The sequence below is a fragment of the Actinoallomurus sp. NPDC052274 genome (assembly GCF_040679475.1).
GTDB lineage: Bacteria > Actinomycetota > Actinomycetes > Streptosporangiales > Streptosporangiaceae > Actinoallomurus > Actinoallomurus liliacearum.
The window spans coordinates 107,623-132,215 of record NZ_JBFAUT010000011.1 but is presented as its reverse complement, the minus strand read 5'-3'; the positions used below and the strand labels follow the sequence as shown (position 1 = coordinate 132,215).

The window sequence follows — 24,593 nt, the reverse complement described above, 5'->3', positions numbered from 1 at the left end:
CGTACGCCAACGCCCCATCGCCGTCTGCGCACGAATCACCATCAGTCATCACCGTCACGCAGAGCTGCTTTGCCCGTGGCCTGGGGCTCAGTCGGCAGGGCGGCGCGTTCGCGCTCGGAGCGGAGATCTGTTCGGCTGCCACCGTGATCCGGCGGTCCAGCCCGGCGGCCGGCCGGGCGGCGATCTGACGCCGGCTCAGTGAAGGTGACGCTAGACCTGCGGGGGCTCTGCCACGATCGTGTGCGGATGCTGACGCCTTATGTGTGGATCGGGGGGAGCCTTGCCGCCGGATGCCGAGGTGCGGCAGCACGAGTGGTGGATCGATCCTCGGGAGTACGCCCGGCATGAGGCTCGCCGTGGTCGCCGGTTCGCGTTCGTGAACCTCGTCCCGGCCCGTACCGCGCTCGTGGTGATCGACATGGTGCCGTTCTTCGTGTCCGGCAACCCCTACTGCCGCGGCATCGTGCCGAACATCGGCCGCATCGCCGATGCCCTTCGCGCAGCGGGCGGCACGGTCGCCTGGGTACTTCCAGCAGCCGGCGAAAGGACGCCGGTGCTGGATGAGTTCTTCGGCCCGGAAACAGCCGAGGCCTACCGCGCGTCCGGCGGGACGGGGCCGCTGCCCGAGCGGTTGTGGCCGGAACTGGCGGTCCGTCCGGGTGATGTGCTGGTGGAGAAATCGGCTCCCAGCGCGTTCTTCCCCGGCCGGTGTGACCTTCCCGGGCTGCTGGAAGAGCGCGGAGTCGACACCGTTCTGATCAGTGGAACCGTCACCAATGTGTGCTGCGAGTCCTCCGCCCGCGACGCCGCCGCTCTCGGACTGCGGGTCATCATGGTCGCGGACGCCAACGCGGCACGACGCGATCAGGATCACAACGCCACACTGCACACCATCTACCGCTCCTTCGGCGACGTGCGCACGACGCCCGACCTGCTCGAGATGATCCGGCCGGCCACCTGACCTCACCCACCGCGAGACCCCGGAAGCCGCCTGCCCGGCGGGCTCACGAGCCGCCGAGCACGCGGTAGGGCACCTGGCTGCGGCGGTTCGCGTCGATGGCCAGACGTCCGCCGGCCATGGGCCGGGCGCGCTGGGCGCAGTCGCGGCGTTCGCAGATCCGGCAGCCCCGGCCGATGGGGGTGGCCGCGCGCGGGTCGTCGAGGGCGATGCCCTCGCCGTAGACGAGCCGGTGGGCGTGCCGGGCTTCGCAGCCGAGGGCGACGGCGAAGTCGGCGCGTGGTGCGCGACGCCCGACGCCCAGGCGGGCACCGCCGAGGCGGCGCGGCTGGGGGAGCTGCACGCCGCCCTGCGCGAGGCCACGATCGAACGCAGGGGCATCCACCCCAACCTCGACTACCCGGCCGGCGTGGCCTACCACCTGATGGGCTTCGACATCCCGATGTTCACGCCGATCTTCGTGATGAGCCGGATCACCGGCTGGATCGCCCACATCATCGAGCAGGTCGACCACAACGCCCTGATCCGCCCGCTGGGCTTCTACAACGGCCCGACCCAGCGCCCGGTCCCGGCCCAGCGCCCGGTCCCGGCACCGGCCTGAGTGAGCCGGACCAGCCGTTTCAGTCGCTGTGCCGCCTGGCGCTTGTGGTGCAGACGCAGTGCTCGGGCGACCTCTTCGGGCAGTTCGAGCGTGGTCGTGGGCGCGGCGCCGGCTTCGATCTCCAGCGGTTCATTGACCGAAGGCGAACGCGCGGTGCTGCTCGATTCGACCGGATCGCGACGGGTCCGGCTGCTGTGCGAACTGCAAGCCGGACACACCGGGCCGCGCTGGGCGCTCGGCAACAACAGCGATCAGCCCGAACATTGCATCCATTTCCCAAGAGAAGTCGGTCAGGGGCGGTACACATTTTGCCCCCAGGGACAAGAAATACCGTACTTGTCCTGCCCGGTTGGTGATCTGCACGATTAACTCATGACAGAAGATGAGTCGGATCCCCGCCGCTGGGCGGTGCTTGTCGTCCTGTTGGCCGGAATGCTCATGGGAGGCATGGACCTCACGATCCTCAATGTCGCACTGCCCACCGTGGGCCGGGAATTGCTGCCGTCCAGCTCCCAACTGCTATGGATCATGGACGGTTACGCGCTCACCGTGGCGGCGACGCTGGTGATCTGCTCCACCTTGGGAGACCGGCTCGGGCGCAAGCGGATCCTGGTGACGGGGTTGACCGTCTTCGGGCTCGCCTCGCTCGTGGCGGCCCTGTCCTCGGCGCCGGGTCAGCTCATCGCGGCCAGGGCCGCGCAGGGTCTCGGCTACTCGATGATGCTGTCGAGCACTGTGGTCATCATCCGCGTCGTCTTCCCGATCGCCCGCGAGCGGTCGCTGGCGTACGGACTCTGGGTGGCAAGCTCCAGCACCGGCGCGGCGCTCGGGCCGGTGCTCGGCGGCGCCCTGGTGGAGCGATTCTTCTGGGGGGCGGTGTTCCTGGTCAACGTGCCGATCGCGGCGGTCGCACTGCTGGCCGGCGGGGTACTGGTCCCTGAGTCCCGCAACCCCGCGCCGCGCCGCTTCGACGGCGTGAGCGCGCTGATCTCGGTCCTCGGCCTGGCGGGCGCCGTGTACGGGCTGCAGCACATCGGGCAGCCCGGGGGCGTCTCGCCGGTCACCGTGGGCGTCGGCGTCCTGGGTGCGGCGTTGCTGGTCGTCTTCACCCTGCGCCAGCGCCGTATTCCCAACCCGCTGCTTGACATGCGGCTCTTCACCGACCGCCGGTTCTCGGTCGCCACGGTGTCGATCCTGCTGTGTTACGGCGCCTACACCGGGCTGCTGTTCCTCCTGACCCAGCAGTTGCAGCTGGTCGACGGCTGCTCACCGCTGACCGCGGGCCTGTCGCTGGTGCCGGTGGCGGTGGCCGGCGCGGTCGGCGGTGTGCTGGCCCCGCGGCTCGCCGCGGCCGTCGGCAACCGGTGGGGAGTGACGGCCGGAGTGTCTCTGCTCGCCCTGGCGTTGCTCGCGCTCTCGGTGTTCGGGGCGGCCGGGAACCTCTCGGCGCTGGTCGCGGCCGGCCTCGGCGCGGGCACGGTCATGACGCTGGGCGCGGACTCGATGATGAGCTCGGCACCGCCCGAGCGGGCCGCGGAGGCCGGCGCCGTCCAGGAGGTCGGGTTCTCGCTCGGGGCCGGGCTCGGCGTCGCGGCCATGGGCATCATCACGATGGTGGCGTACGGCGCCAGCCTCAAGCCCGTCGACGGACTGACGGCCGCCCAGGCGGACGCCGTCTCGGGGTCGTTGAGCGTCGCGATGGACCTGGCGGCCAAGCTCGCGGGCGGGACGGGGGAGGCGCTGCGCAGCAGCGCGCAGCACGCCTTCGAGACGGGCTTCTCCGTCAGCACCGCAACGGTGGCGGCGGTCCTGCTCGTGCTCGCCACCCTGACCGCCGTCCTCCTGCGCCCCGGCGGGGCCGAGGCCGCGGAGGACACCCCGCAACACACCCCGGCAGCGCACGAGTCGACGGTCTGAGGCCACGGCCGCGTGGGAATCCGTAACAGCGGGCACGCGGGAAACGGCCATCTTGTGGGGCGGCGTACGCCCCTACGAGATGGCCCTCACGCGTCGGTCCGGCGGGTTCAGGCCGCCGTGGAGTCTGGGACGGTGCTGCGGACCTGCTCCCGGTAGTAGTCGCCCCACTCCTCCAACTGGGTCACCAGGCCCCGCAGGCTCATGCCGATCTCGGTCAGCGAGTACTCCACGCGCGGCGGGATCTCCTGGTAGACGGTGCGTCGCACGAGACCGTCCTCCTCCAGCTCGCGCAACTGACGGGTGAGCATCCGCGGAGTGATATCGGGCATCGCCCGATTCAATTCACCAAAACGTAGCGTTTCACCGAACAGATATTTCAGGATGCTGAGCTTCCACATACCCCCGCAGACGGTCATCGCGACCTCAAGAGTGCAGTAGTCGATCATCTCATCCACGCGCCGCCGCATGTTCCTCCCACTATTCGTCCCCCGCCGATCTCTGCTCGGCATCCTGATATCCCCATGTTAACTACATCTGTCTGAACAGGCATTGAGTCGTTCCGGTAACCGCCGGTCACCGTCCGCTCAATGATCCGTTGCTGGGAAGGACTCAGTGTGCGCGGGAGCCCTGCGGAAGCATCACCGACTCCGCGTCGATGCGGCGGGAGTTGTGGCCGGTTCCGTCACGGGCACTGCCTTCCACGCCGGTGACAGGACATCGGACAGGACGCGCTCGGGGTCTCCGAGTCCGTCGAGCACGCTCTCGGTCGCGTCCGGGGGCACTGCGAGCGTCATGACGTCCAGCCACTTTCGCCGCAACTCCACGTCTGACAAGGGGAGGTCGGGATCGCCGGGCGCGACGGTGCACAGCTCCTCGGCCTCCCGGCCGTCGACGGTCCGTACGCGCACACGGGAGGGATAGGAGGCGGGGGGAGCACTGTCGAACTCGGGGGCGTGGGTGAGGCGCACCCGGGCGGCGAGCTGATCGCGACGGGGATCGCCCAGATGTCCTTCGTCGATCTGCCGTGCCCCCGCGGCGCCGTCGAGCACCACTGCGGCGAGCACATGCGGAAAACTGTATTGCGCGTGTTCCAGCGTTCGCGGCGAGGTCTCGCTGAGGAAGAGGGCACCACGGTGTGTCTGCACCTCGATTTCCGCGACCTCCTCAGCGGTTGCCCCCAGCTCCCGCAGTAGTGATTCGAGGCCGTGGGCGGCCGCGTGGATGTAGCGGCAGCACGCGTACTTCTTGAAATAGGTGCGCCCGCTCTCGAAGCTCTCACCGAAATTCATGACAAAGTCGTTGTCCGCGGCTCCGGGGACATCGAAAGGGGTCGCAGCGAAACCCGACAACGCGGGCGGGCGGTATCCGGCCGGAAGGCCGAGAAATCCGCAGCGGGCGAGGTCGGCCGCCGTCACGCCGGCCAGCGCACCCCAGCCGATCGACTCCTTCGCCATCGGCAGGGCGAACGTCGCCATCGGCGCGTGCTGCCACGCCAGAGTGATGGCTCGCGTGGTGGCGTCGGCGTCCAGGCCGTACAGCCGGGCCACGGCCGCGGCGGCGCCGATGCTTCCGGCGGCGCCGGTGCAGTGGTACCAGTCACCGGCGGGCCGCGGCGACAGCAGAGCCCCCGCGCGCAACCCCACTTCGTACCCCGCGACCTGGGCGGTCAGGAAGTCGCCCACGGTCGTGCCGGGCGGCGCGGCCGCGAGCCCCGCGGCGACCACGACCGATCCGGGATGAATGCCGCCGCCGAGGTAGACCGTCCTCGAAGTCCAGCGCCGTCGCCGCGGTCGCGTTGGCGAAAGCCGCTTTCGCCGGATCGGCGAATCCGCCTCCGGCCAAGGGGGAGCTTCCGGGAGTGGTACGGGCGTAGGCCGAGGCGAGCCGAGCGGCCGTCGTCGCCGCCCCGCCGAACATGACGGCCACCACGTCCCGCAGCGTGTTGATCGCCCGGCCGCGTACGGCTTCGGGTATGTCCGACCATCGCACACCACTCGACCAGGAACTGATGCGTCGGGAGAGACCAGGAGAATCGTCAGGCACAAACGGAGTTTGTCGCGGGGGCGGGGCGTCGACAAGTACGGACTTTGTTGTCCCTTAGTGCCGAAATGTGTACTGCGGGGCTGTGCGAGCGAATCCCGCAGCCGGCGCGGGCAGCCACCCCCGGAGACCGGACCCGTGGGGGTGTCACCGAAGGCGGTCGCGTCGCCGACGCTGACCACCATCCCCGGGACCGCGCGAACACTGGGACTCGGAAGCCGGACCGTACCGTCCTGTGGTCCTTGAGGAGTGCCTTCACGCAAGACCGGGAGGAACCCCGGCGCCGTGGGCGCTCGGCTCTGTGCCGAGACTTTCCGTCGTCCCAGCGGCCAGGACTTGGGGCGTTAGCGTCGCGATCGCCGCTTCCCGCGGCGGCGGCGTGCCGAATGCTCGGTGATGGCGCCCGTTGACCCGGGCGAACGTCACGTACCACGAGCCGGACGGCCCGTTGACCGAGCGTTCGGTCGAAGCGGGCACCCGTCGGACGGGGCGCTGAGAAGAGGTCTCACCGTCGCCGGGTCCACACGATGGTCGCCATCGTCGTCACGACCGTCCATGAGGTCGGCTGTAACGCGGCAGCCGATGCCGAAACATCCGGGGCTGGTGCCCTGTTCTGTGCCGGGTCGGCTGGGGCGGTCTACGGGTGGTTCGACCACCGACTCACCCCGAACGCCGACCACGGCCTCGGCGCCACCATCGCGTCGATGGCCCGGGGCGCCACCGTCTCCATCGCCACGGCGGGGGCCCTCCAAGCCGTGGACGCACTAGCCGCACCGGTCAGGAGGGCAGCGGCGCGTGCAGCCGCCGAGCCGTCTGCGAGAGCAGCCGCCGAGCCGTCTGCGAGAGCAGCCGCCGATGCCGGTTCTGAAGGGGAAGCGACGAGTATCCCCGGAGCAGTCCGCGCGTCGCAGACAGTAGATACCCCGACATCTCTAAGTGATCTGACCCGTACGACTTCCTCCGGAAGGGTTAGCGTTCGGGATCACGGGCCGGGAGTTCCGGGTCGGCCCGCGGGCGGCATGAGGCGGAGTTGGAGCATCGCCTCGAACCGGGCGTCCGGATCGGTGAGGTCGAGATCGGCGACCTCCATCAGCCGCTTGAGGCGGTAGCGGAAGGTGTTCGGGTGGACGTGCATGGCGGCCGAGGCCGCGATCACGTCGCCGAACGTGGCCAGCCATGCGGCGAGGGTCTCGGTGAGTGGAGTGTTGTGCTCGGCGTCGTATGCGCGGAGCCTGACGACGGGGCCGTCGGGCAGTTCGTCCTCGGCTGCCATCCTGTCGGCCAGGTCCATCAGAAGGTATGACGTATAGACGTCCGACAGGCGTGCGAACCTGGCCCCTGAGCGTCCGCCGCGCAGAACCCGGAGCGCACGGTCGGCGTCGTTCCGCGATCGCGGCAGGTCCACCGGACGCGCCGCCACCCGGCCGATGCCGATGACCACGGGGACACGGGCGCCGATCCGGGCGAGGAACTCCTCGGCCACGCGCAGCGCCGACTCGTCAGAAGCGGTCGGCAGGATCGCGTAGGTGACGCCGCCGAGCGAGGCGGTGGCGGTCCGCGGATGCACCGCGGCCAAGTGCAGGGCGAGGGCTCCCGAGACCTGGTTCCCGGCGGCCATCCGGTCAGGCGCCGGGGAATCCCCGGACACCGCCATCGCCAGTACACAGGCGGGTTGAGCCGAGAGCCCGAGGCGTACGGCCGCCTCGGGCGCGCCTGCGCCGCCTTCCAGGATCGTGGCGAGCAGATCGGCACGGAGCCGGCGTTCTACGTCCTCGCCCGCCCTCCGGCGGAGCAGGTGCAGCGCGACGACCTTCGCGGCCTCGACGAGGGACTGTTCGTGGTCGGCGGTGAGCGGCTCGCCGACCACGACCCAGATGGAGCCGAGGATCTCTCCGCCCGCCCGGACGGCGATCGCCACGCGGGGCTTGTCCGCGATGCCCTCCACGTAGAGGGGCCGTTCGCTGCGGTAGAGGGCGTGGAAGGCTCCGCGTTCCTCCAGCGCGCGCAGCTTGTCGGCGGGCACCTGACGGTCGAGGATCGTCGCGATCCTGGCCTCGTCGCCTTCGTCCTGCCGGCTGGAGAAGGCCAGCACCCGACCGTTGCGATCCTCCACGGTCACCGGGCCGTCGAGCAGCGCCGCGACCGCGTTGGCCAGGGCGAACAGGTCCCCGGCGACCGGTGGTTCTCCTCGGTCCTCGGCCGCGCCGACCTCGTCGACGGCGAGCAGGGACCGCAACAGCGCGGCGACCTGGGCCCAGGACGCTCCCGGCGTGAGACCCAGCACGGTGATGCCGGTACGCGTGGCGGCGTCCCGCACTGAGTCGTCCACCGCGACCGGGGACCGTACGATCACCGCCGCGGCGCCGAGCCCGGCCGCCCGCTCGACGAGCGCGACGACCTGGTCGGCTCCGTAGACCCCGACACCCAGCACAACGGCGCCCGGCAGCCGAGCCGGCTCGTCCCGGGCATCGTGAATCAGCACACCGCCGACGGACCGTACGGGATCGGGCTCGCCCGCCACGACCTCGACCAGGGTGGAGCCCAGGTCGGTGAGGATACGGCCGAGCACGGCCGCCGACGGCACGATCACCGTCACACCATAGGTGAACCGGAGGATCGGCCGGCATGGACGCGGAAGCTCGGCGCAGCCGTCGATCAGGCGGGCGCGCGTCCCGCGTCGAAGGCCGTCCGCGGCCGGGACTCGATCCCGCTCACCGGGCGATCCACTCGGTGGAGACGGTGACCTCGGCCAGCCGTTCCGGGATGGGCCGGACGCCGAGGCCCGGGCCGCGGGGTACCTCCAGGTGCCCGTCCCGCAGTACGAACGGTTCGGTGATGTCGGTCCGGTAGTACCTCCCCGAGGCGGACGTGTCGCCGGGCAGCGTGAAGCCGGGCAGGGCGGCCAGCGCGACGTTGGCGGCCCGGCCGAGCCCGCTCTCCAGCATTCCTCCGCACCAGACGGGCACGCCGTGCGCGGCGCACACGTCGTGGATCCGCCTTGCCTCCAGGTATCCGCCGACCCGGCCCGGTTTGATGTTGATGATCGAGCAGGCCCTGAGGGCGATGGCGTCGGCGGCAGCACGTGCCGAGACGATCGACTCGTCCAGGCAGATCGGCGTGCGTACGGCCTGTGCCAGTTGCGCGTGGCCCCGTACGTCCTCCTCGTCCAGCGGCTGCTCGATGAGCAGCAGCCCGAACTCGTCCAGGCGCGCCAGGTGCCGGGCGTCCGCGAGGGTGTAGGCGGTGTTGGCGTCGACATGGAGCGGCACGTCGTCTCCGAAGCGCTCGCGGACCGCGCGGACCGGCGCGACGTCCCAGCCGGGCTCGATCTTCAGTTTGATCCGCTTGTACCCCTCGGCGAGGTAGCCCTCGACGGCGTCGAGCAGTTCGGGGATCGAGTTCATGATTCCCACCGAGACGCCGGCGGCGACCCGGTCGGTGGTGGCCCCCAGCCACTCGCCGAGCGACAGCGACCTGGTGCGCAGCCAGGCGTCCAGGACGGCGGTCTCCAGAGCGGCCTTCGCCATCCGGTGCCCCTTGAACGCGGCGAGCGCGGGGGCCACCGCCCACGGATCGAGTTCGGGCCGCCGGAACAGCGCCGGGATCAGGTGCCCGCGCAGCACGTCGATCGCCCCATCGGTGTACTCCGCGGAGTACACCGGGTCGGCCATCGTGACGCACTCGCCGTAACCCTCGCCATCGCCGGTCTCGACCCTGACCAGCAGGATGTCCCTGGTCGTCTGCGTCCCGAACGACGTGCGGAACGGAGACACCAGCGGCATCGCGATCCGGCGCAGTTCCACTCCGACGGGTTTCATGACCGCTCCTCCCGACCTCGTTCGATCACGTACCAGCCGGCCCTCTCGAAGCCGGTGACGGCGCGTCCCTCGGCCATCAGCCCGCCGAGCGTGTCGCGGACCGCCCGCTGCCATTCGAGCGCCAGACCGGGGTCGGCACTTCGCATCGCCTCCATGTCGCCCGGTATCCGGACCAGGACGACCTCACCGTCCCGCCGCCCGGCGGCCGGGCCGCCGTCGGGCTTGGCGTCGAGTCCGACCACCGGCTCGGGCCCGGGATCCGCGACGTGCGGCCGCCCGCCGCAGGCGGCCGACACACGCTGATCGGCCAGATTCCAGTGGACCAGGATCCGGTCGCTCTCGATGCCCGCGTTGACCTCGTCCCGCATCGCCCCGTAGAAGTCGGGGAGGTACTCGGCGGGTACCGCGCCGAGCTTCGCCAGGTTGAAGTACGCGTTGCGGCTGATCAGCGGGTCGTACGTCCAGGTCACCGTCGTGATGCCGCGCTCCAGCGACCAGGCGCGCTGGTGGACCTTCATCGCGTATCCGACGCCGCGTCCCCGGGAACCGCTCCCGACTCCGGCGATGTGCGAGTGCAGCCCGGCGGTGGCCAGCAGTCCGACGCACGCCCCGACCATCCGGCCGTCCGCGTAGGCGCCCACGACATACCCGCCCGAGTGCCCGATCGACTGCATCAGCTCCGGCATGATCAGTGTGCTGCCCGCCGGAGGCCGCCACACGCGGTCCAGGAGTGCGCACGCCTCGCGCAGGTCGAGGGGGTCCTCCAGTTCCCGGATGCTCAGCCCCGCCCCGAGCGAGGCCAGGCGGGCCGCTTCTCTCGCCTCGGCGACGAGCCCGCCGGTCACACCGGCTCCTTGGTCAGCTCGCGGACCAGCGCCGCCACCAGCGCGGTTCGGCGCGGCAGCTCCGCCACGATCACGTGTTCGTGGTCCGCGTGCGCCCCGCCGCCGACGGCGCCGAGCCCGTCCAGCGTGGGGGTGCCGGCGCCGGCGGTGAGGTTCCCGTCGGAGCCGCCTCCGACGGCCACTCCCGACAGCGACCCGAACCCGAGCTCGCCGTACAGCCGGCGGGCACGGGCGAACAACCGCGCCGACGAACTCTCCTGCAGCGGCGGCCGATCGGGGCCGCCGGACAGTTCGAGCCGCGCGCCCTTCAGCACAGGCGGAAGCGCGCGGATCGCGGTGTCGACCCGGTCCTGTTCGGCGGTGGTCGCCGCCCGCACGTCCACCAGGAGTTCCGCCGAGGCGGGCACCGTGTTCCGGGTGGTTCCGGCCGAGGCGACCGTCGGGGTCACCGAGGTCCCCGCCTCCGCGTCGCCGAGCGCGGAGATCGCCAGGATCTGGTGGGCCAGTTCGTTGGTCGCGTTCACCCCGCGGTGTGGTTCGAGACCGGCGTGCGCGGCCCGGCCGGTGATGCGCAGATCGTAGGTGGACACCCCCTTGCGCGCGGTCTTGAGGGCTCCTTCCTCGCTGGCCTCCAGGACCAGGGCGGCGGACGTACGGCGGGCCTCGGCCTCGATGAGGCTCCGCGACGTGCGTGACCCGGTCTCCTCGTCGCTGGTGACCAGCACGGTCACCCCGTCGAGATCGTCCAGTACGGACAGGGCGTGGAAGAGCTGGGCGAGGCCGGCCTTCATGTCGAAGCACCCCGGCCCGGTCAGCCGCCCGTCCTCGATGGCGAACGGACGGGTGCGCAGCGAGCCGACCGGCCAGACGGTGTCGAAGTGGCCGAGCAGGAGCACCCGGTCGCCGGAGCCGAACCGCCAACGCAGATGCGGCCGTCCGCCGGCGTCCAGCCGTTCGGGGGACCGCCCGGTCAGGCGGGTCCCGAGTCCGGCCACCGCCTCGGCGCACTCGCGTACGGCCGCCAGGTCCGCGGTGGGCGACTCCACGGACACCAGCTCTTCGATGTCGGAGAGGAGCCCGGCCGACCGGGCCTCGACGGCCGCGCGAAGATCACGCACGTCAGGCGACCTTCGGTGTCGCGCGGCCACCGTGGTGGAGATACCGCGAGCCGTCCGGGAGCGCGTAGAAGGTCGCGGACAGCCAGCCCCTGATCCCCGGTCTGCGGGTCACGAACACGCCCGGCTCCAGCGGGCGCAGCTCCTGCTCGATCTCGCGTTCGGGCTCGGGGATCAGGTCGGCGAGTACCCCGGTCACCGTGGTGCGCATGACGAGGTCGTCGCCACGTTCGAACACCTCGATGCGCGTCGAGGCGCGCTCGTACGTGCCGGTGTAGCGGGACACGTCGTCCGCGACGGGCTCGGCGGCCGGTTCGGGCGGTTCCGGCATGGCCACCCCGGCCAGCTCGGCGAAGATCTCCGAGTAGAGGTCCTGGTAGAGGCCGCTCGGGTCGCCGCCGTTGGTCAGCAGGCACACGGCCAGCCCGGCCTCCGGGAGTACGCGCAGGAACGCGGACTGGCCGATGGTGTTGCCGTCGTGGCCGTACAGGCGGTGTCCCGACCAGTCCATCAGGATCCAGCCGAGCCCCCACGCGTCGCCGAACGTGCGGGTGTCGGGCAGGGCGACCTGGGGTGTGTGCATGGCTTCGGCGCTCGCGGCCGACAGCAGGCGTGTGCCGTCCCCGGCCAGGCCGCCGTCCAGGTGCAGCCGGGCGAAGGTGAGGACATCGCGCGGGGTCGAGCAGATGAGTCCGGCCGGGCCCGCCGATCGCATCAGCGTCCACTGCGGCGCGACCACCGGCGGCTCACCCACGTGGCCCGCGGCGGCGCGGAACCGGAGCACGTCCTCCGGCAGCGTCGCGGTGTGGGTGAGGCCGAGGGGCTGGTACAGCCGCTCGCGCATCAGCCGGTCCCACTGGACGCCGGTGACCCGCTCCAGCACCCTGCCGACGAGGGTGAGACCCGCGTTGCAGTACGACATGGTCGCGCCCAGCGGGTGGTTCGCGGCGGCCTCCACGAGCTTTTCGACGTAGAGCTCCAGGCAGTCGTCGCCGCGGCCGGTGTCGAGGAAGAAGTCACCGTCGATCCCGCTGGTGTGCGTGAGCAGGTGGCGCAGCGTCACCTTCTCGGTCAGTTCGTCGGTGCTCAGTTTCAGCTCGGGCAGCACCGAGACGATCGGCGCGTCCAGCGCCAGTGCCTTCTCATCGACGAGCATCATGGCGACGGTCGTGGTCCAGACCTTCGAGATCGAGCCGATTTGCCACAGCGTCTCGGTGGTCGCCTCGATCCCGGCGTCGGCGTTGGCCAGGCCGGTGGCGGTCTCGATCAGGTCGCCGCCGGACAGGATGCCCAGGCTCGCGCCCGGGACGCGGTGCCGCTCGGTCAGCGCGGCCAGGCGGTTCGTCCAGTGGGTGCTATCAGACATTCTCGGCTCCTAGATGTTGCTCGACCCAGCCGATGAGCCGGCGGGAGTAGTCGGCCCGGTGGGAGGGCCGCCCGTGGAGGATGAACAGGTGGTTACCGCCCGGATACCGGACGAGACGGACGGGTACGCCGCGCATCCGCAGCGCGTGGAACCACTGCTCCGCCTGGCCGATCGGACAGCAGTCGTCGGCTCCGCCGTGCAGGATCAACGTGGGCGCGCGCACGCCGTCCACATGGCTGAGCGGAGAGAGTTCCACCAGCCGGTCGCGGGGGCCGATCTCCATGGCGGTCAGTTCCTCGCCCTGGTCGGAGGTGCCCGCCATGGAGAGCAGGTCGGTGACGACCCCGCCGGGAACGGCGACCTTGAAGACGTCGCTGCGTGCCGACAGCCAGCAGGTGAGGTAGCCGCCGTAGCTGTAGCCGGTCAACGCGATCCGGGCGGGGTCGACCAGGCCCTCGTCGATCAGGGCCTGGACGGGCTCCAGGACGTCTCGCTCGTCGGCCTCGCCCCAGGCGCCGATGGCGGCCGTGTAGAAATCCTCGCCGTAGCCGTCGCTGCCCCGAACGTTGAGCGCGAGGATCGTCCAGCCGCGAGCGGCCAGCTCATGGTGGTAGAGGTGCACGTGGTCGGCGTGCGGGGCCCAGGCGTTGTGCGGTCCGCCGTGCACGTCCACGAGCAGCGGCCCCATGGCGGGTGCGCCGGGATCCCTGATGAGCAGCCCGTGCACCCGTGTGCCGTCGGAGATCGCGAAGTCCCGTTCGGCGATCGAGGGAAAGGCGACGTCCGGGAGGGAGCCGGTGGTGTGCTCGGTGAGACGTACGGCCTCGCCCGTGCCGAGGTCGAGCAGCGCGATCTCGGCGAAGCTCGATCCGTCGGCCACCGCCAGGGCGGCCCGCCCGGCCTTGGCGGCGACGGAGCACCCGCTCACCCCGGCCACCGCCGCCAGCGGGATCTCGGCGATCCCGTCGGCGCCGAGCCGGTAGAGCCGGGTGACCCCACGGTCGCGCGCGCAGAAGACGATCTCATTTCCCTCGGCGTCCGTGAACTGCGGCGACGCTCCCGGATAACCGGGCATGCCGGGCATCACGTTCCGGTCGAGCGGAGCGCTCAGCGCGACAGGGGAGGAGCCGTCGAGCGGCTGGCGCAGCAACCCCAGGTGTCCGGCGGTGACGGTGCTCCTGCCGACGAGCAGGAGCGCGTCGCCGCCGGGGAACCAGGCGACCGTCGCGGTCAGACCTCCGACATTCCCGGCGAGCCGCCGCCCGGTCCCGTCCGCCTCGATCAGGTAGACGGCACGGGCACCGGTCACGTCGGCCCGGTCACCGAACGACGCGGCGAAGGCGAGCCGGGTTCCGTCGGGGGACCACGCCGGTGGCCCCGTGAGGAAGTCGCCGTCGGTGAGCCGTCTCGTCCGGCCCGTCGCCACGTCGACGACGAACAGCTCCGTACGAACGTTGCCGATCAACCCGAGGCCATCGGCCTTGTAACCGAGCCGATCGATCTCGACGGGTGCCACCGGGTCGAGGACGGACGCAGGGGCGGCGAAGGCGATCCGGGTTCCGTCCGGACTCCAGACGGGGGCGCCGGCGGCCGGTTCTCTGGACGTCAGAGGCGTCGCCTCCCCGCCATCTGCGGGCAGCAGGTGGATCCGGCCTGCGCGCAGGAACGCCACGGTCGAACCGTCGGGGGACCAGCGCGGTGTGGTGTCGGCGGGACCGTGGGTGAGGCGCCGAGGCGCCCCGCCGTCGGCGGTGACCTCCCACAGCGAACTCTCCGCCCGGTCCAACTCGGCGTTCTGGGTGGTCAGGGTGTAGACCACCCGGCCCCCGTCGGGGGAGAGGGCAGGCTCGCCCGGGATCGCGAAGCTAAACAGATCGTCGATGACGAGTGGCCGGGTCACCGGGCCTCCTCAAGAGTGGGCATACAGACAGCACCGCCGACTGGGTGAACAGTAGGCATCGGGCCCGGGACCGCGGTTCGTACCGCCGTCCGAAAAAACGGCCCGGCCCCTGTGCGTCCCGATGACACCCACGGCCGAATGCCCGAGCGCCCGCCACTTTGGGGGGTGCCGTTGTCCATCGGCTGCTCGTGGTGGACGGCAGGGGGCGATGTGCTCGGCGCTGCGCCGAGACTTCTTGTCGTTCCAGCGACCAAGAGTTGGGGCGCAAGTGTCGCGTCCGCCGCAACGGCGCGGACTCCCGCGGTGGGAGGCCAGGGCCGGTGATCGAGACCGGCGGCCGGGCTTAGGAGGGGCGGGAGAAGCGGCGGGCGGCCAGGAGGAGGCCCAGTAGGGCGGCGAGGGTGATGAGGGTCCATTCGGCCAGGACCGGGGGGTGCCAGTGGCCCCAGCTCAGCCGCCGGAAGAGCGGGCCCGGCTGGCCCGGTAGGTAGGCCGCGACGGTGCGGCGCATGCCGTCGACCGCGTAGCTGAGTGGATTGATCAGCGCCAGTGTCGACATCCAGGTGGGCATGGCGGCGAGCGGGAACATCGCGCCCGACAGGAACGTCAGCGGGGCCATGAGCACGGTCAACGCGGTTCCGAAGGTCTGCGGCCGGCCGATCAGGGTGGCCGCCAGGACGCCGAAGGCCGTCATGGCGAGCGCGGTCAGGACGAGTTCGACCAGGAGCAGCGCGTACAGGCCGGGGTCGAAGGGGACGCCGATCGGGGTGGCGGCGGTGAGGAGCAGCGCCGCCTGACAGGTGGCCGCGGTGGTGCCGCCCAGGCACTTGCCGATCAGCAGGGTGCCGCGCCGGACCGGGCTGACGAGCATCTCGCGAAGGAAGCCGTTCTGGCGGTCCCACAGCACTGAGGAGCCGACGGAGACGGCCGGCCCCTGGGCCGCCATGAGCAGGATCCCGGAGAACAGGAACAGCTGGTAGGCGGGCCCGCCGCCGGCCGTGGGAAGGAGACCGGCGACGCCGGCGCCGAAGACGAACAGGAACAGCAGCGGCTGCAACAGCGAGATGGCGGTTCCGGTGCGGTCGCGGGCGAAGTGCAGGATCTCGCGCCGCCATACCATGCGCAGCGCGCGCACTTCGGCGCGCAGGCCCCGGGGTGCGGGTTCGGCCGGTGCCGGGCCGGTGCGCGGACCGGACACGGGCTCGGGGCCGGGGGAGGGGGCGTCGGGTTCCGCCGGGACACCGTCGCGGATCCGGTGCCCGGTGTGGTGGAGGAACACGTCGTCGAGGCTGGGCGGGACGACCTTCGCCTCATGGACGAAGACGTCGAGTTCGGTGAAGATCCGTCGCAGGACCCGCGTGCTGTCGGTGACCCGTACCGACAGTCCGTACGGGCCGGCGGCCACGTCCAGGCCGAGGCGTTCGCGCAGCAGGCGGGCGGCCGCCGCGTCGTCGGCGGTGCGCAGGTCGATCCGGTCTGCTCCGAGGACCGACTTCAGCTCGTCGGGAACCCCCTCGGCGACGATGCGTCCGTCGTCGATGATCGCGATGCGGTCGCACTGGTCGGCCTCGTCCAGGTAGTGCGTGGTCAGGAACAGCGTGACCCGCTCGCTCTGGCAGACCTGCCGGAGATGCCGCCAGACCCGGGCGCGCGCCTGTGGGTCCAGGCCGATGGTGGGCTCGTCCAGGAAGAGGACCTGGGGGCGGTGCAGCAGCGCCCGGGCGATCTCCAGGCGCCGCCGCATGCCGCCGGAGTAGGTGCGCACCAGCCGGTCGCGGTGTCCGGTCAGCCCGACGAGGGCCAGGGTCTCGTCGATGCGGGCGGGCACCGCGGCGACGGGAACGTCGTACAGGTCGGCGTGGAAGCGCAGGTTCTCCGCGGCGGTGAGGTCGCCGTCCAGCGTGGTCTCCTGGAAGACCATGCCGAGGCTGCGCCGCGCCCCGGCCGGGTCGGTGCGCGTGTCGTGGCCGGCGATCTCGACGCGGCCGGACGTGGGCGCGGCCAGCGTGCAGAGCATCGCGATCGTCGTCGTCTTGCCCGCGCCGTTGGGGCCGAGGAAGCCGAAGCTCTCGCCCGGAGCCACGGTCAGGTCGATTCCGTCGACCGCGGTGACGTCGGCGTACCGCTTGCGCAGGTCGGTCGCCCTGATCGCGGGGACGACGGGCGCGGTTCCGGCGGACGCCGGCGCCGGACTCGGTCGCAGGCTCACGACGGCTCCGGGAGGCACTCGGCCCAGTGCTCCGGCACGACGAACCCGAAGCTCCACCGGTGGCGCTCGGTCGGGTTGACGATGCAATGCCACAGCAGCCGGTCCTGCTCCTGCTCGATCTTGAAGAACCGCACCATCCGGGGGTGTTCGCGAAGGGTGACCAGCTCACCGGTGGCGGGGTTCTGGTAGCGGAAGAAGGAGGTGCGCTCCGGGTCGGCGAAGTCGCCGTCGAAGTCGACGATGTACATGCGCCAGCCCGGTTGGTCCTCGTTGGTGTGCCAGAGCCGGTAGGCGGACGGCGGGTACCACATGCTGCCCGAGAAGCGAACCTCCGCGTGGAACACGTCCTCCAGCGCGGCGATCGCGCGCGTCTTGGCTGCCAGGTAGGCGTCGTATCCTTGATGCGCGACGTGCTCGTCGAGGTTGATCAAGTGGAAGTCGCGCCTGACGTCACCGGCGGGCGCGGCGGCGACTCGGTCACGCCAGGCCTGGTACTCGGGACCGGATGGCGCCAGCGCCGTCGAGTGCAGGTCCTCCTCGCGAAACGCGTCGTGGAAACGGGCCAGGTCGACCGTTGACGGTTGAACCTTGAGCCGCGGGAGCTCGTCGATGATCGCGTCGAAGCCGGGCAGGTCGTTCATGTCGTACTCGTAGTGATAGACCGCGCCTGCCGGTGGCTTCGGGCGGTCCCCGGCCGGTGGGGCGTCCAGCGGCTCCGGCACGTCCCTGGCACCGGCCTCGGCGGATGCCGTGATGAGGTCGCGGACGGTGAAGTCGTAGCCGCCGGTACGGGCGAGCCGGATCACCTCCTCCACTCCGGTCAGGGCCTTCATCTGCTGCCGGACCTGCGGGTCCTCCTCGGCCAGGCGCAGGAACCGGGTGCAGGACTCAACGGTCATCGTGTCTCACTCCTTCGATGGGCGGGGCGGCACCGGCGGGTCGAGGAGCAGGACCGACGGGGTGCTCTCGGGCCGGGCCAGACGCAGGAAGTGCATGCCGAAACCCGCCAGGCCCAGCATCAGGCCCGGGAAGAATCCCGACTCCGGTCCCGGCCGGGCGTCCTCGAGGTTCCGCCATTGGGCCTGGGCCTGGACGTTGGCCTCCATCCGGAAGGCGGGCTCTTCGGCGAGTTCGGCGAACCGCAGGAACAACTCGGCGTTGCCCGAACGGCCATGGCAGAGCGAGTCGTTCTGCAGGCGCGGGAAGCCGCGCATCGTGGCCGTGAGCGCTTGACGCGCCTCGTTGAGCATGGCGTCGTCGTCCTTGCCGAGCAGGGCCCAGCTGTGGATCCGGGTCATTCCGATGCCGGCGGCGCCGTTGCACCAGGCGTTGGCGTAGTGGCGCCCGTTGCGGAGCCGGCCGCCCGGGATGCGCCGCAGGTCGTACCAGTCCTGCTCGTCGTGGTCGAAGTGGCGGGCCTCGTAGGCGAAGGCGCGCCGGCCGGCGTCGACGTATCCGGAACGGTCGTCGCGGCACCCGAGCATGATGAGTGCCCAGCCGATGCCGCCGGCTCCGTGCGAGAGGCCGGTCAGGTCGGCCGCCACGGTGCGCGGGTCCGGGCTGGGCCACGAGAGGGTGTCGCCGTCGGCCCGCGCATGGTGCAGCAGGTGCGCGGCGCATCGGTGCGCCTGCTCCAGGCCGTGGCCGCCGGTGGCGTCCGCGAGCCCGAGGAACACGGGGATGAGCCCGGCAACGCCGTGGAAGACGTCGAGGTGGCGGTCCTGCTCGATCAGGCCGGCGGCCTCGTCGGCGAGGCGGACGGCACGGTCGAGCAACGCGCGGTCGCCCCACAGGCGGTGCAGGTGGGTGAGGAGGTAGACCAGTCCACCGAGCCCGGCGAAGGCCCCGATGCGGCTGCGGTCGCGGGTGTCGAGCGCGTGGGCGAGGGCGCGTTCGGCGGCGCGGCGGAACTCCGGCCGCGGATCCGCCTCGTGGAGGTGGGCGAGGAAGAACGCGACGCCCGCCGACCCGAGGTACAGGTCGCCCTCGATGTCGACCTCGGCCTTGCCGTCGCCGGTGATGACGTACGACGTCCACGGCGCACCGTCCGGCTCGCGCAGCATCTGGCACAGCCGCAGCCCGACGGCGCTCGCCTGCTCGACGCAGGTGGCCGCGAAGTCCGGGCTCGTGACGTCGCCGCCGGACAGGCCCGCGGCGATGTACTGGTCCTGCTGGGCGCGGTTCCGCGCGGAGAGCCGCCGGATCCGCGCGGCGGCGTGGTCCAGCGGCGTCGTCTCGACCGTGGCCGCGACCTCGTCGTGGTGGTCGTGGACGAGCCGGTCGCCGTCGGCGTCGACGGTGAACATGGGCACGTCCAGCCGCCACATCGACGTCAGCTCCCAGGGCGGCAGCACGCCCTCACCGTCCCAGTTGCGGGGGAACGTGCGCACCGTGTTGACGAGCAGGTCCACCTCCAGCGGCTCGATCAGGCACTTGGGGTGGCGCGCGGCCGCGAGCAGTTGCGCGTAGACCTGCGTGCTCCAGTTGATGAAGCGCACCCGGGTGCCGGCGAAAAGGCCGGTCACGTACTCGACCGCCGGCTCGGGCCGCTCCTGGAACCACCGGTAGACGCGGTGGAACCCGGTCCTGATCGCGTCGATGAAGTCCTCGGCCCGGGTGAGCTCGTCGCCGACGAAGACGCGGTTGGGCGCTCCCGGCTCGACCAGCACGCCCGCGCGGTGTGTCACGGCCGCTCCGAAGGACATCCGGTGCTCGTTGATCCCTGGGACCGGCATCGGCATCCGGTAGGCGTCGCCCCCCGAGTAGCCGCTGAGCCTCATGCCCGTCTCGGTCGCGGTCGCGGGCGCAGGCCATTCGATCAGGCCGGTCCTGAACACCGAGTCCATGAGCGTGCCGGACGGCCGCGGCTGCCCCTTGGGCGGCGCGCCGAGCACGGTCTCGCAGTCGCAGATGAACGCGTGGCCGTCGGCGACCAGGACGTTCTCGAAGTGCAGGTCGCCCCCGCCGAGGATGTAGAAGATGGCGAGGTAGCCGCCGAGCTCGGCGTACACGTGCCCGGCCTGCTCGCGCGTCTCGACCCGGTTGCGTCCGGACGGGATCAGCGCCTCGTAGCCGTAACCGTCCCTGGGCAGCACCGGCTGCGGGGCGAAGTCGAGGACGTCGTCGTCGCGCAGCCGGACCAGCAGCTCCTGCAACGCGGCCTCGCCACGGACACAGCGCGGCTTGTAGACGAACGACGCGTCGGTGCCGTCCGCCAGCGTGACGTCGACGATCGCCACGCTGCGGGCACCGGCGTGCATGTCGGATCGGCCCAGGCGCACGGAGCGCACCCTGGCGATCGGCGTTCCGAAGAACGCCGCGGCGACGACGTCGGCGTCGGCGCGCAGCCGGGCGATCATCTCGCGGCCGTGGCCGGCGAGCAGCTCGGTGACGTGCGCCAGCCATCGTCCCAGGACCGGAAAGTCCAGGTAGAAGCGGTGGTAGGACGCGGCATCGGAGAACGTCTTGTCGAGGTAGGCCAGGTAGTCCTCACGGGTCGTCCGTGCCGGGTCGATGCCGTGCAGCGCGCAGTGCGCCTTGGAATCGGCCTCCACCGCCCAGGCCAGCGCCAGCTCGAAGCGGCCGAGCAGGTGCGCCTGGAAGTCGTCGATCACCTGGGCGTCGACGCGGAGGGCCGTCCGGCCGGCGTCCGCCGCGAGGGCTTCGCCCAGCCGCCGGCCCAGCTCGGTCAGGAACGGCTCACAGGCGATGGCGAGTCGGCCGTAGTAGACGTCGCGTTCGCGCCAGCTCGCCTCGGCGGCCCGGTCACCGGACCGGTCCAGCCCCCGCAGGGCGGCCTGGTACGTCGGCAGCCATTCGGCCTGCAGGTCCGTGAGGATCCGGCCGAGGGCGTCGTCGGGACCGGTGAGCGTCAGCTCGTGCCGCCGGTACTCGGTCAGGATGTCGGTCAGCGAGCGCCGGGTGTGCCGCGCCGGCCCCGGCCGTCGCGCGCGCTCCTCATGGAACCGCCCGGCCAGCCTGTCCGCCAGCCGGCCGATCCGCCACCGGTCGAACTCCGTCAGCGGTGGCGCGTCCTCGGCCGGCCGCAGCGCGGAGACGACCTGAGCCTGTTCGGAGAGGTTCGCGGCACGGGCCGCGAGGTCCAAGGGGAAGAGTGGGGTCACGGCGGGGTTCCTCGCTCCGGCGGTCTGCGCGGGCCGGTGGGCCGGTGGGCCGACCGTGTCGGCCCACCGGTTGGTTCTCGCTTGGCGGTCGACTACTTGGTGCCGCCGTCGCAGACGATCGTGAACGGGCCCGCGCTGCAGCTGCTCGCGCAGGCGTACACCTCGGTGGCGGCCACGCCCTCGGTCCAGAAGTCGAGGGTCTCCTCGTCCAGCGGCTCGACGGAGGCCGGAACGGCGCCCGCGGAGACGCCGAACGCCTCGGGAGCCGCCAGCACCTCGGCGCGGATGTCCGCGTCCGCCGCGGCGTGACGCAGTACGCTGCTCGGTGACATCACGTTTCTCCTTTTCTGTGGTGAACCCTGCCGTGCTACTCGACCAGTTCGGTCGCCAGTCGTATGCCGAGCTGCCGTTCGGCATTCTTGATCTCGGCTATCGCGGCGTCCATGTTCGGCTTGTCGTTCTGCCAGGCGATCATCTCCTCTTCCTCGGCGGATATTCCATCTCGAATCCAGAGGGATTCGAGCCATTCCTTGGTGGTCTGGGGGTGCAGGTCCGTCACCGGCGTCATCCGCGCCAGCAGCGGCTCCTCGTGGAGTGAGAGCGCGAGCCGGAGCACCTCCTGCAGTCTGCCGTCGGGCGGCAGCAGCGCGCACAGCAGCATGAGGTGCTGGATCTGACGGACCGTCTCGATCGCCCGATGCTTGGTCAGATCGCTCGGGGGCTTCGGCCCGGTGCCCTTGAGTCCCATGCGGCATGTCCTCCTCGGACGATCAGTGATCGCTTTGTGTAATGACTTCGTCACACAGAGTTAAACAAGATGGATGCTATTGGCGTGCCACTGGGAAGTCAAGGCCCTGCGGAATGTCCTATAGGAGGCGATTCGAGAGGAATGGAGGTCGGGGACTTGCCAGTCGAATTCATCAATGCTGGAATCTGCTCACGCGCGGAAGTGCGGAGAGCTCGAACGGTCCGCGAAGTCTCATTTTCCGGTATTCACCGTGGAGGAGGTGGAATGGCGACTCCCGCGACTCCTGTCACCGTCGATCTTTTGGATCCCGAACTGCTACGGGACCCGTTTCACGGCTATTCGCGGCTGCGCGAGCAGTCGCCGATGGCGCAGGTCGTGCACGGCGACCGAGGCTCGGCCCTCTGGATCGTCACGCGGCACGCGGACGTCCGGCTGGTGCTGAGCGACCGCAGGTTCGTCAACAACCCGCGCAACGTGCCCGGCATGGAGCTCGAGGACGGCCGCGTGGAGATCTTCCGGAACATGGGGATCGACGACGAGTACGCGCCGTACCTGCTCCGGAGCGTGCTGGACGTCGACGGCGACGACCATCTCAGGCTCCGCAGGCTCGTCTCCCGCACGTTCACGGCGCGCCGGGTCGCGGCGCTGCTGCCCCGGGTCAGGGAGATCACCGGCAGGCTGCTGGACCGCCTTCCCGACCAGGCGTCCCCGCAGGACGGCGTGGTGGACCTCCTCGAGCACTTCGCCTATCCGCTGCCGATCACGGTCATCTGCGAGCTGGTCGGCATCCCCGAGGAGGACCGCGAGCAGTGGCTGCGGTGGAGCCGCGCCCTGATGCGATCGCATGAGACCGGCAATTTCACCGCGGCGATCCGCGGCATCGTGCGCCACGTCGAGGAGCTCGTCACCCGCCGCCGGGCCGAGCCCGCCGACGACCTGCTGACCGCGCTGATCGGCGTCCACGACGAGGACGGCGCCGTGCTCAGCGAGTTCGAGCTGGTCACCATGGTGCTGACCATCGTGCTGGCCGGGCACGAGACCACCGCGCACCTGATCGGCAACGGCATGGTGGCGCTGCTGACCCACCGCGACCAGCTCGACCTGCTGCGCGCCGACACGACCGGGCTGCTGCCGCGCGCCGTGCACGAGCTGATGCGCTGGTGCGGGCCGGTGCAGGCCGCCCGGTTCAGGTACGCCGCCGAGGACGTCGAGATCGGCGGCAGGTGGCTGCGGAAGGGATCACCGGTGATGGCCAGCCTCGTCTCCGCCAACTTCGACCCGCGCCGCTTCGCCGACCCGCACCGGCTCGACGTCACCCGGCAGCCGGACGGCCGTCACGAGACCCACCTCGGATTCGGTCACGGCCTGCACTACTGCCTCGGCGCCGCCCTGGCCCGCCAGGAGGCGGAGGTCGCCTTCGCCGGCCTCCTCGGCCGCTACCCCGACCTGTCCCTCGCCGTCCCCCCGGAGAGCCTGGACCGCATCCCCATGCCCGGCGCCTGGCGACTGGCCGCCCTCCCCGTACGGCTCACCCCCACCGCATGACGGCCCACCCCGCCGTTCGCGGGACTCAGCGCGTGTTCCGTGCGGCGAGGCGGTAGAGGATCTCGCCGGCGTCCGGGACGACCAGGACGTCCGGGTCCGGGTTCGTGCTCCACCGGTCGACGTCGACGGTGGCGGGGTCGCGGTAGCCGAGGCCGTGGGCGGCGCAGACCTCCTCGGGGATGCCGGTGGCGAGCGTCACGTTGATCCGCGGCCGCTCCACCCCCGCCTCGAAGGTGCCCTGACCGCGCAGGTGCGTGCTGTGCGCCAGGACGCCGAGCGGCCGGTCGCGGAACCGGTCCCACTGGGCGAGGAAATAGTCGCGCGTGTGGTAGCCGATCTCGGCGAGGACCGCGCCGTGGGTGACGCTGAACCGGTCGATGTGCGGGGCGTAGACGATCACTTCACCGCCGTCGGCGATCACGGGCTCGACCTTGTACATCCCCTTGGCGGCCGTCCACATGTCGGCGTACCGGCGCGGCATCACCGACAGCACCGTCTTGTACGGCCGATCGACGTACCGGACGTGCACGCGGGCGGACAGGTCGGCGGCCGCGGCCCAGGCGTCCTCGGGCGTCCCCGCGTAGAGGCCGGCCAGGTCGGTCCCGCCCGGCCGTACGACCATGGCCAGGCACAGCTTCGGCGTCGGGATCATCGCGGCGGCGTGGTCGATGATCGCTCGTACGGGGGTGATGCCGCGGGTGCCGATGATGTCGTGGCTGGTGATCAGGGCGCCGAGCCAGTGCGAGAGATCGATCACCTCCGGGCCGGCGACGCCCGGGAAGAAGTACTTGTTGCCTCCGGAGAACCCGACGACCTCGTGCGGGAACACCGGGCCGCAGACGATCACGAGATCCGCGTCGACGACGAGACGGTTGATCCGTACGTCGACGGCGCTGTCGAGCCGTCCGCCGCTCAACTCGCGGACCTGCTCGGCCGTGATCGTGCCGAGGGCCGCGTACGTCGCCGGATCGGACCAGGCGTGGTTGAGAACGGTCATCTCCGGGAGCAGACGGTCCCGGCCGATCCCGGTGGCGCCGACGAGGGCGTCGAGGGCGGCGTCGTCCATGGGCTGGTGGGTGCCGAGCGCGACCAGGACGTCGATGCGGGCCGCGCGGCCGGCGAGCGCGTCGTGGAGCAGGCGGAGCATCAGGGGCATCGGCGCCGAACGGGTGCCGTCGGGGATGATGACGGCGACGTGCCGGCCGTCCAGATCCCGGCCGGCCAGCATGTCCTGAACGGTCCGGCGGATCTCCTCCTCGGTGAGCGTGCGCTGCGGCCCGCCCGTTCCCTGTACCACGATCGGATCTTCCTTCCCTCGGTCGCCACCGCCTTTCCGGAAGACCATCTCACCACCGAATCCCTGATGGAAGAACGGGGTTGCGCCCCGCGGAACGCACGGTTCCCCGC

Annotated in this window: 20 protein-coding genes and 1 pseudogene; 4 read left to right on the top strand and 17 right to left on the bottom strand. The window is 71.1% G+C overall.

The annotated features are described in order from the left end of the window. Window positions 1-409 precede the first annotated feature (409 nt). A complete protein-coding gene (locus AB0K82_RS12825; RefSeq protein WP_364395943.1) occupies window positions 410-961 on the top strand; it encodes an isochorismatase family cysteine hydrolase in 552 nt (183 codons plus the stop codon). Between the two features lie 43 nt (window positions 962-1,004). On the opposite strand, the gene AB0K82_RS12820 is transcribed toward AB0K82_RS12825, so the two are convergent. Continuing rightward, the gene (locus tag AB0K82_RS12820; RefSeq protein ID WP_364395941.1) at window positions 1,005-1,343 is read right to left on the bottom strand and encodes a short-chain fatty acyl-CoA regulator family protein; all 339 of its coding nucleotides are present in this window, start codon (window positions 1,341-1,343) and stop codon (window positions 1,005-1,007) included. Between AB0K82_RS12820 and AB0K82_RS12815 the strand changes: the two genes are divergently transcribed. Continuing rightward, window positions 1,287-1,559, top strand: a complete 273-nt coding sequence (locus AB0K82_RS12815) for a citrate/2-methylcitrate synthase (RefSeq protein ID WP_364396026.1) — start codon at window positions 1,287-1,289, stop codon at window positions 1,557-1,559. The genes AB0K82_RS12820 and AB0K82_RS12815 overlap by 57 nt on opposite strands. 129 nt (window positions 1,560-1,688) lie before the next feature. Here AB0K82_RS12815 and AB0K82_RS12810 read toward each other — a convergent pair whose 3' ends face one another. Then, window positions 1,689-1,922, bottom strand: coding sequence for a hypothetical protein (locus tag AB0K82_RS12810; RefSeq protein WP_364395939.1), 234 nt, complete (start codon window positions 1,920-1,922; stop codon window positions 1,689-1,691). A gap of 9 nt (window positions 1,923-1,931) precedes the next feature. Here AB0K82_RS12810 and AB0K82_RS12805 point away from each other — a divergent pair, with 9 nt between their 5' ends. Further along, entirely contained in the window at window positions 1,932-3,476 is a 1,545-nt protein-coding gene (locus AB0K82_RS12805) for an MFS transporter (protein ID WP_364395937.1), read from the top strand. Between the two features lie 107 nt (window positions 3,477-3,583). Here AB0K82_RS12805 and AB0K82_RS12800 read toward each other — a convergent pair whose 3' ends face one another. The 14 genes and pseudogenes from AB0K82_RS12800 to AB0K82_RS12735 form a co-directional block, all read right to left on the bottom strand. After that, window positions 3,584-3,874, bottom strand: a complete 291-nt coding sequence (locus AB0K82_RS12800) for a helix-turn-helix domain-containing protein (RefSeq protein WP_364396024.1) — start codon at window positions 3,872-3,874, stop codon at window positions 3,584-3,586. 240 nt (window positions 3,875-4,114) lie between these two features. Next, a complete protein-coding gene (locus AB0K82_RS12795; RefSeq protein WP_364396022.1) occupies window positions 4,115-5,296 on the bottom strand; it encodes an MmgE/PrpD family protein in 1,182 nt (393 codons plus the stop codon). Beyond that, a pseudogene (locus AB0K82_RS12790) lies at window positions 5,250-5,519 on the bottom strand (MmgE/PrpD family protein); the annotation flags it as partial. The gene AB0K82_RS12795 and the pseudogene AB0K82_RS12790, both read right to left, overlap by 47 nt. A gap of 979 nt (window positions 5,520-6,498) precedes the next feature. Next, window positions 6,499-8,106: a helix-turn-helix domain-containing protein gene (locus tag AB0K82_RS12785; RefSeq protein WP_364395935.1), complete on the bottom strand. Its 1,608-nt coding sequence runs from the start codon at window positions 8,104-8,106 to the stop codon at window positions 6,499-6,501. Window positions 8,107-8,227: 121 nt separating this feature from the next. Next, the gene (gene menC / locus AB0K82_RS12780) at window positions 8,228-9,334 is read right to left on the bottom strand and encodes an o-succinylbenzoate synthase (protein WP_364395933.1); all 1,107 of its coding nucleotides are present in this window, start codon (window positions 9,332-9,334) and stop codon (window positions 8,228-8,230) included. Further along, window positions 9,331-10,179: a GNAT family N-acetyltransferase gene (locus AB0K82_RS12775; RefSeq protein ID WP_364395931.1), complete on the bottom strand. Its 849-nt coding sequence runs from the start codon at window positions 10,177-10,179 to the stop codon at window positions 9,331-9,333. The genes menC and AB0K82_RS12775 overlap by 4 nt, the downstream gene beginning before the upstream one ends. Further along, the gene (locus AB0K82_RS12770; RefSeq protein ID WP_364395929.1) at window positions 10,176-11,297 is read right to left on the bottom strand and encodes a M20 family metallopeptidase; all 1,122 of its coding nucleotides are present in this window, start codon (window positions 11,295-11,297) and stop codon (window positions 10,176-10,178) included. The genes AB0K82_RS12775 and AB0K82_RS12770 overlap by 4 nt, the downstream gene beginning before the upstream one ends. Before the next feature lies 1 nt (window position 11,298). Next, entirely contained in the window at window positions 11,299-12,660 is a 1,362-nt protein-coding gene (locus AB0K82_RS12765) for a serine hydrolase domain-containing protein (protein ID WP_364395928.1), read from the bottom strand. Next, entirely contained in the window at window positions 12,653-14,560 is a 1,908-nt protein-coding gene (locus AB0K82_RS12760; protein WP_364395926.1) for a S9 family peptidase, read from the bottom strand. The genes AB0K82_RS12765 and AB0K82_RS12760 overlap by 8 nt, the downstream gene beginning before the upstream one ends. Before the next feature lie 343 nt (window positions 14,561-14,903). After that, window positions 14,904-16,769 (bottom strand): ATP-binding cassette domain-containing protein, encoded by a 1,866-nt coding sequence (locus AB0K82_RS12755; protein ID WP_364395924.1) that lies wholly within the window; start codon window positions 16,767-16,769, stop codon window positions 14,904-14,906. Next, window positions 16,766-17,668: a Nif11-like leader peptide family natural product precursor gene (locus AB0K82_RS12750; protein WP_364395922.1), complete on the bottom strand. Its 903-nt coding sequence runs from the start codon at window positions 17,666-17,668 to the stop codon at window positions 16,766-16,768. The genes AB0K82_RS12755 and AB0K82_RS12750 overlap by 4 nt, the downstream gene beginning before the upstream one ends. Before the next feature lie 6 nt (window positions 17,669-17,674). Then, a complete protein-coding gene (locus tag AB0K82_RS12745; protein WP_364395920.1) occupies window positions 17,675-20,893 on the bottom strand; it encodes a type 2 lanthipeptide synthetase LanM family protein in 3,219 nt (1,072 codons plus the stop codon). A gap of 92 nt (window positions 20,894-20,985) precedes the next feature. Beyond that, window positions 20,986-21,225 (bottom strand): cinnamycin family lantibiotic, encoded by a 240-nt coding sequence (locus tag AB0K82_RS12740; RefSeq protein ID WP_364395919.1) that lies wholly within the window; start codon window positions 21,223-21,225, stop codon window positions 20,986-20,988. 35 nt (window positions 21,226-21,260) lie between these two features. Beyond that, entirely contained in the window at window positions 21,261-21,641 is a 381-nt protein-coding gene (locus tag AB0K82_RS12735) for a DurN family substrate-assisted peptide maturase (RefSeq protein ID WP_364395917.1), read from the bottom strand. A gap of 264 nt (window positions 21,642-21,905) precedes the next feature. Between AB0K82_RS12735 and AB0K82_RS12730 the strand changes: the two genes are divergently transcribed. Beyond that, window positions 21,906-23,186 carry a cytochrome P450 gene (locus AB0K82_RS12730; RefSeq protein ID WP_364395915.1) on the top strand — a complete coding sequence of 427 codons (1,281 nt, stop codon included), beginning with the start codon at window positions 21,906-21,908 and terminating at the stop codon, window positions 23,184-23,186. A 25-nt stretch (window positions 23,187-23,211) separates the two neighbouring features. Here AB0K82_RS12730 and AB0K82_RS12725 read toward each other — a convergent pair whose 3' ends face one another. Then, on the bottom strand, window positions 23,212-24,483 hold the full coding sequence (locus AB0K82_RS12725) for a lactate racemase domain-containing protein (RefSeq protein ID WP_364395913.1): 1,272 nt from the start codon (window positions 24,481-24,483) through the stop codon (window positions 23,212-23,214). Window positions 24,484-24,593: the final 110 nt, after the last annotated feature.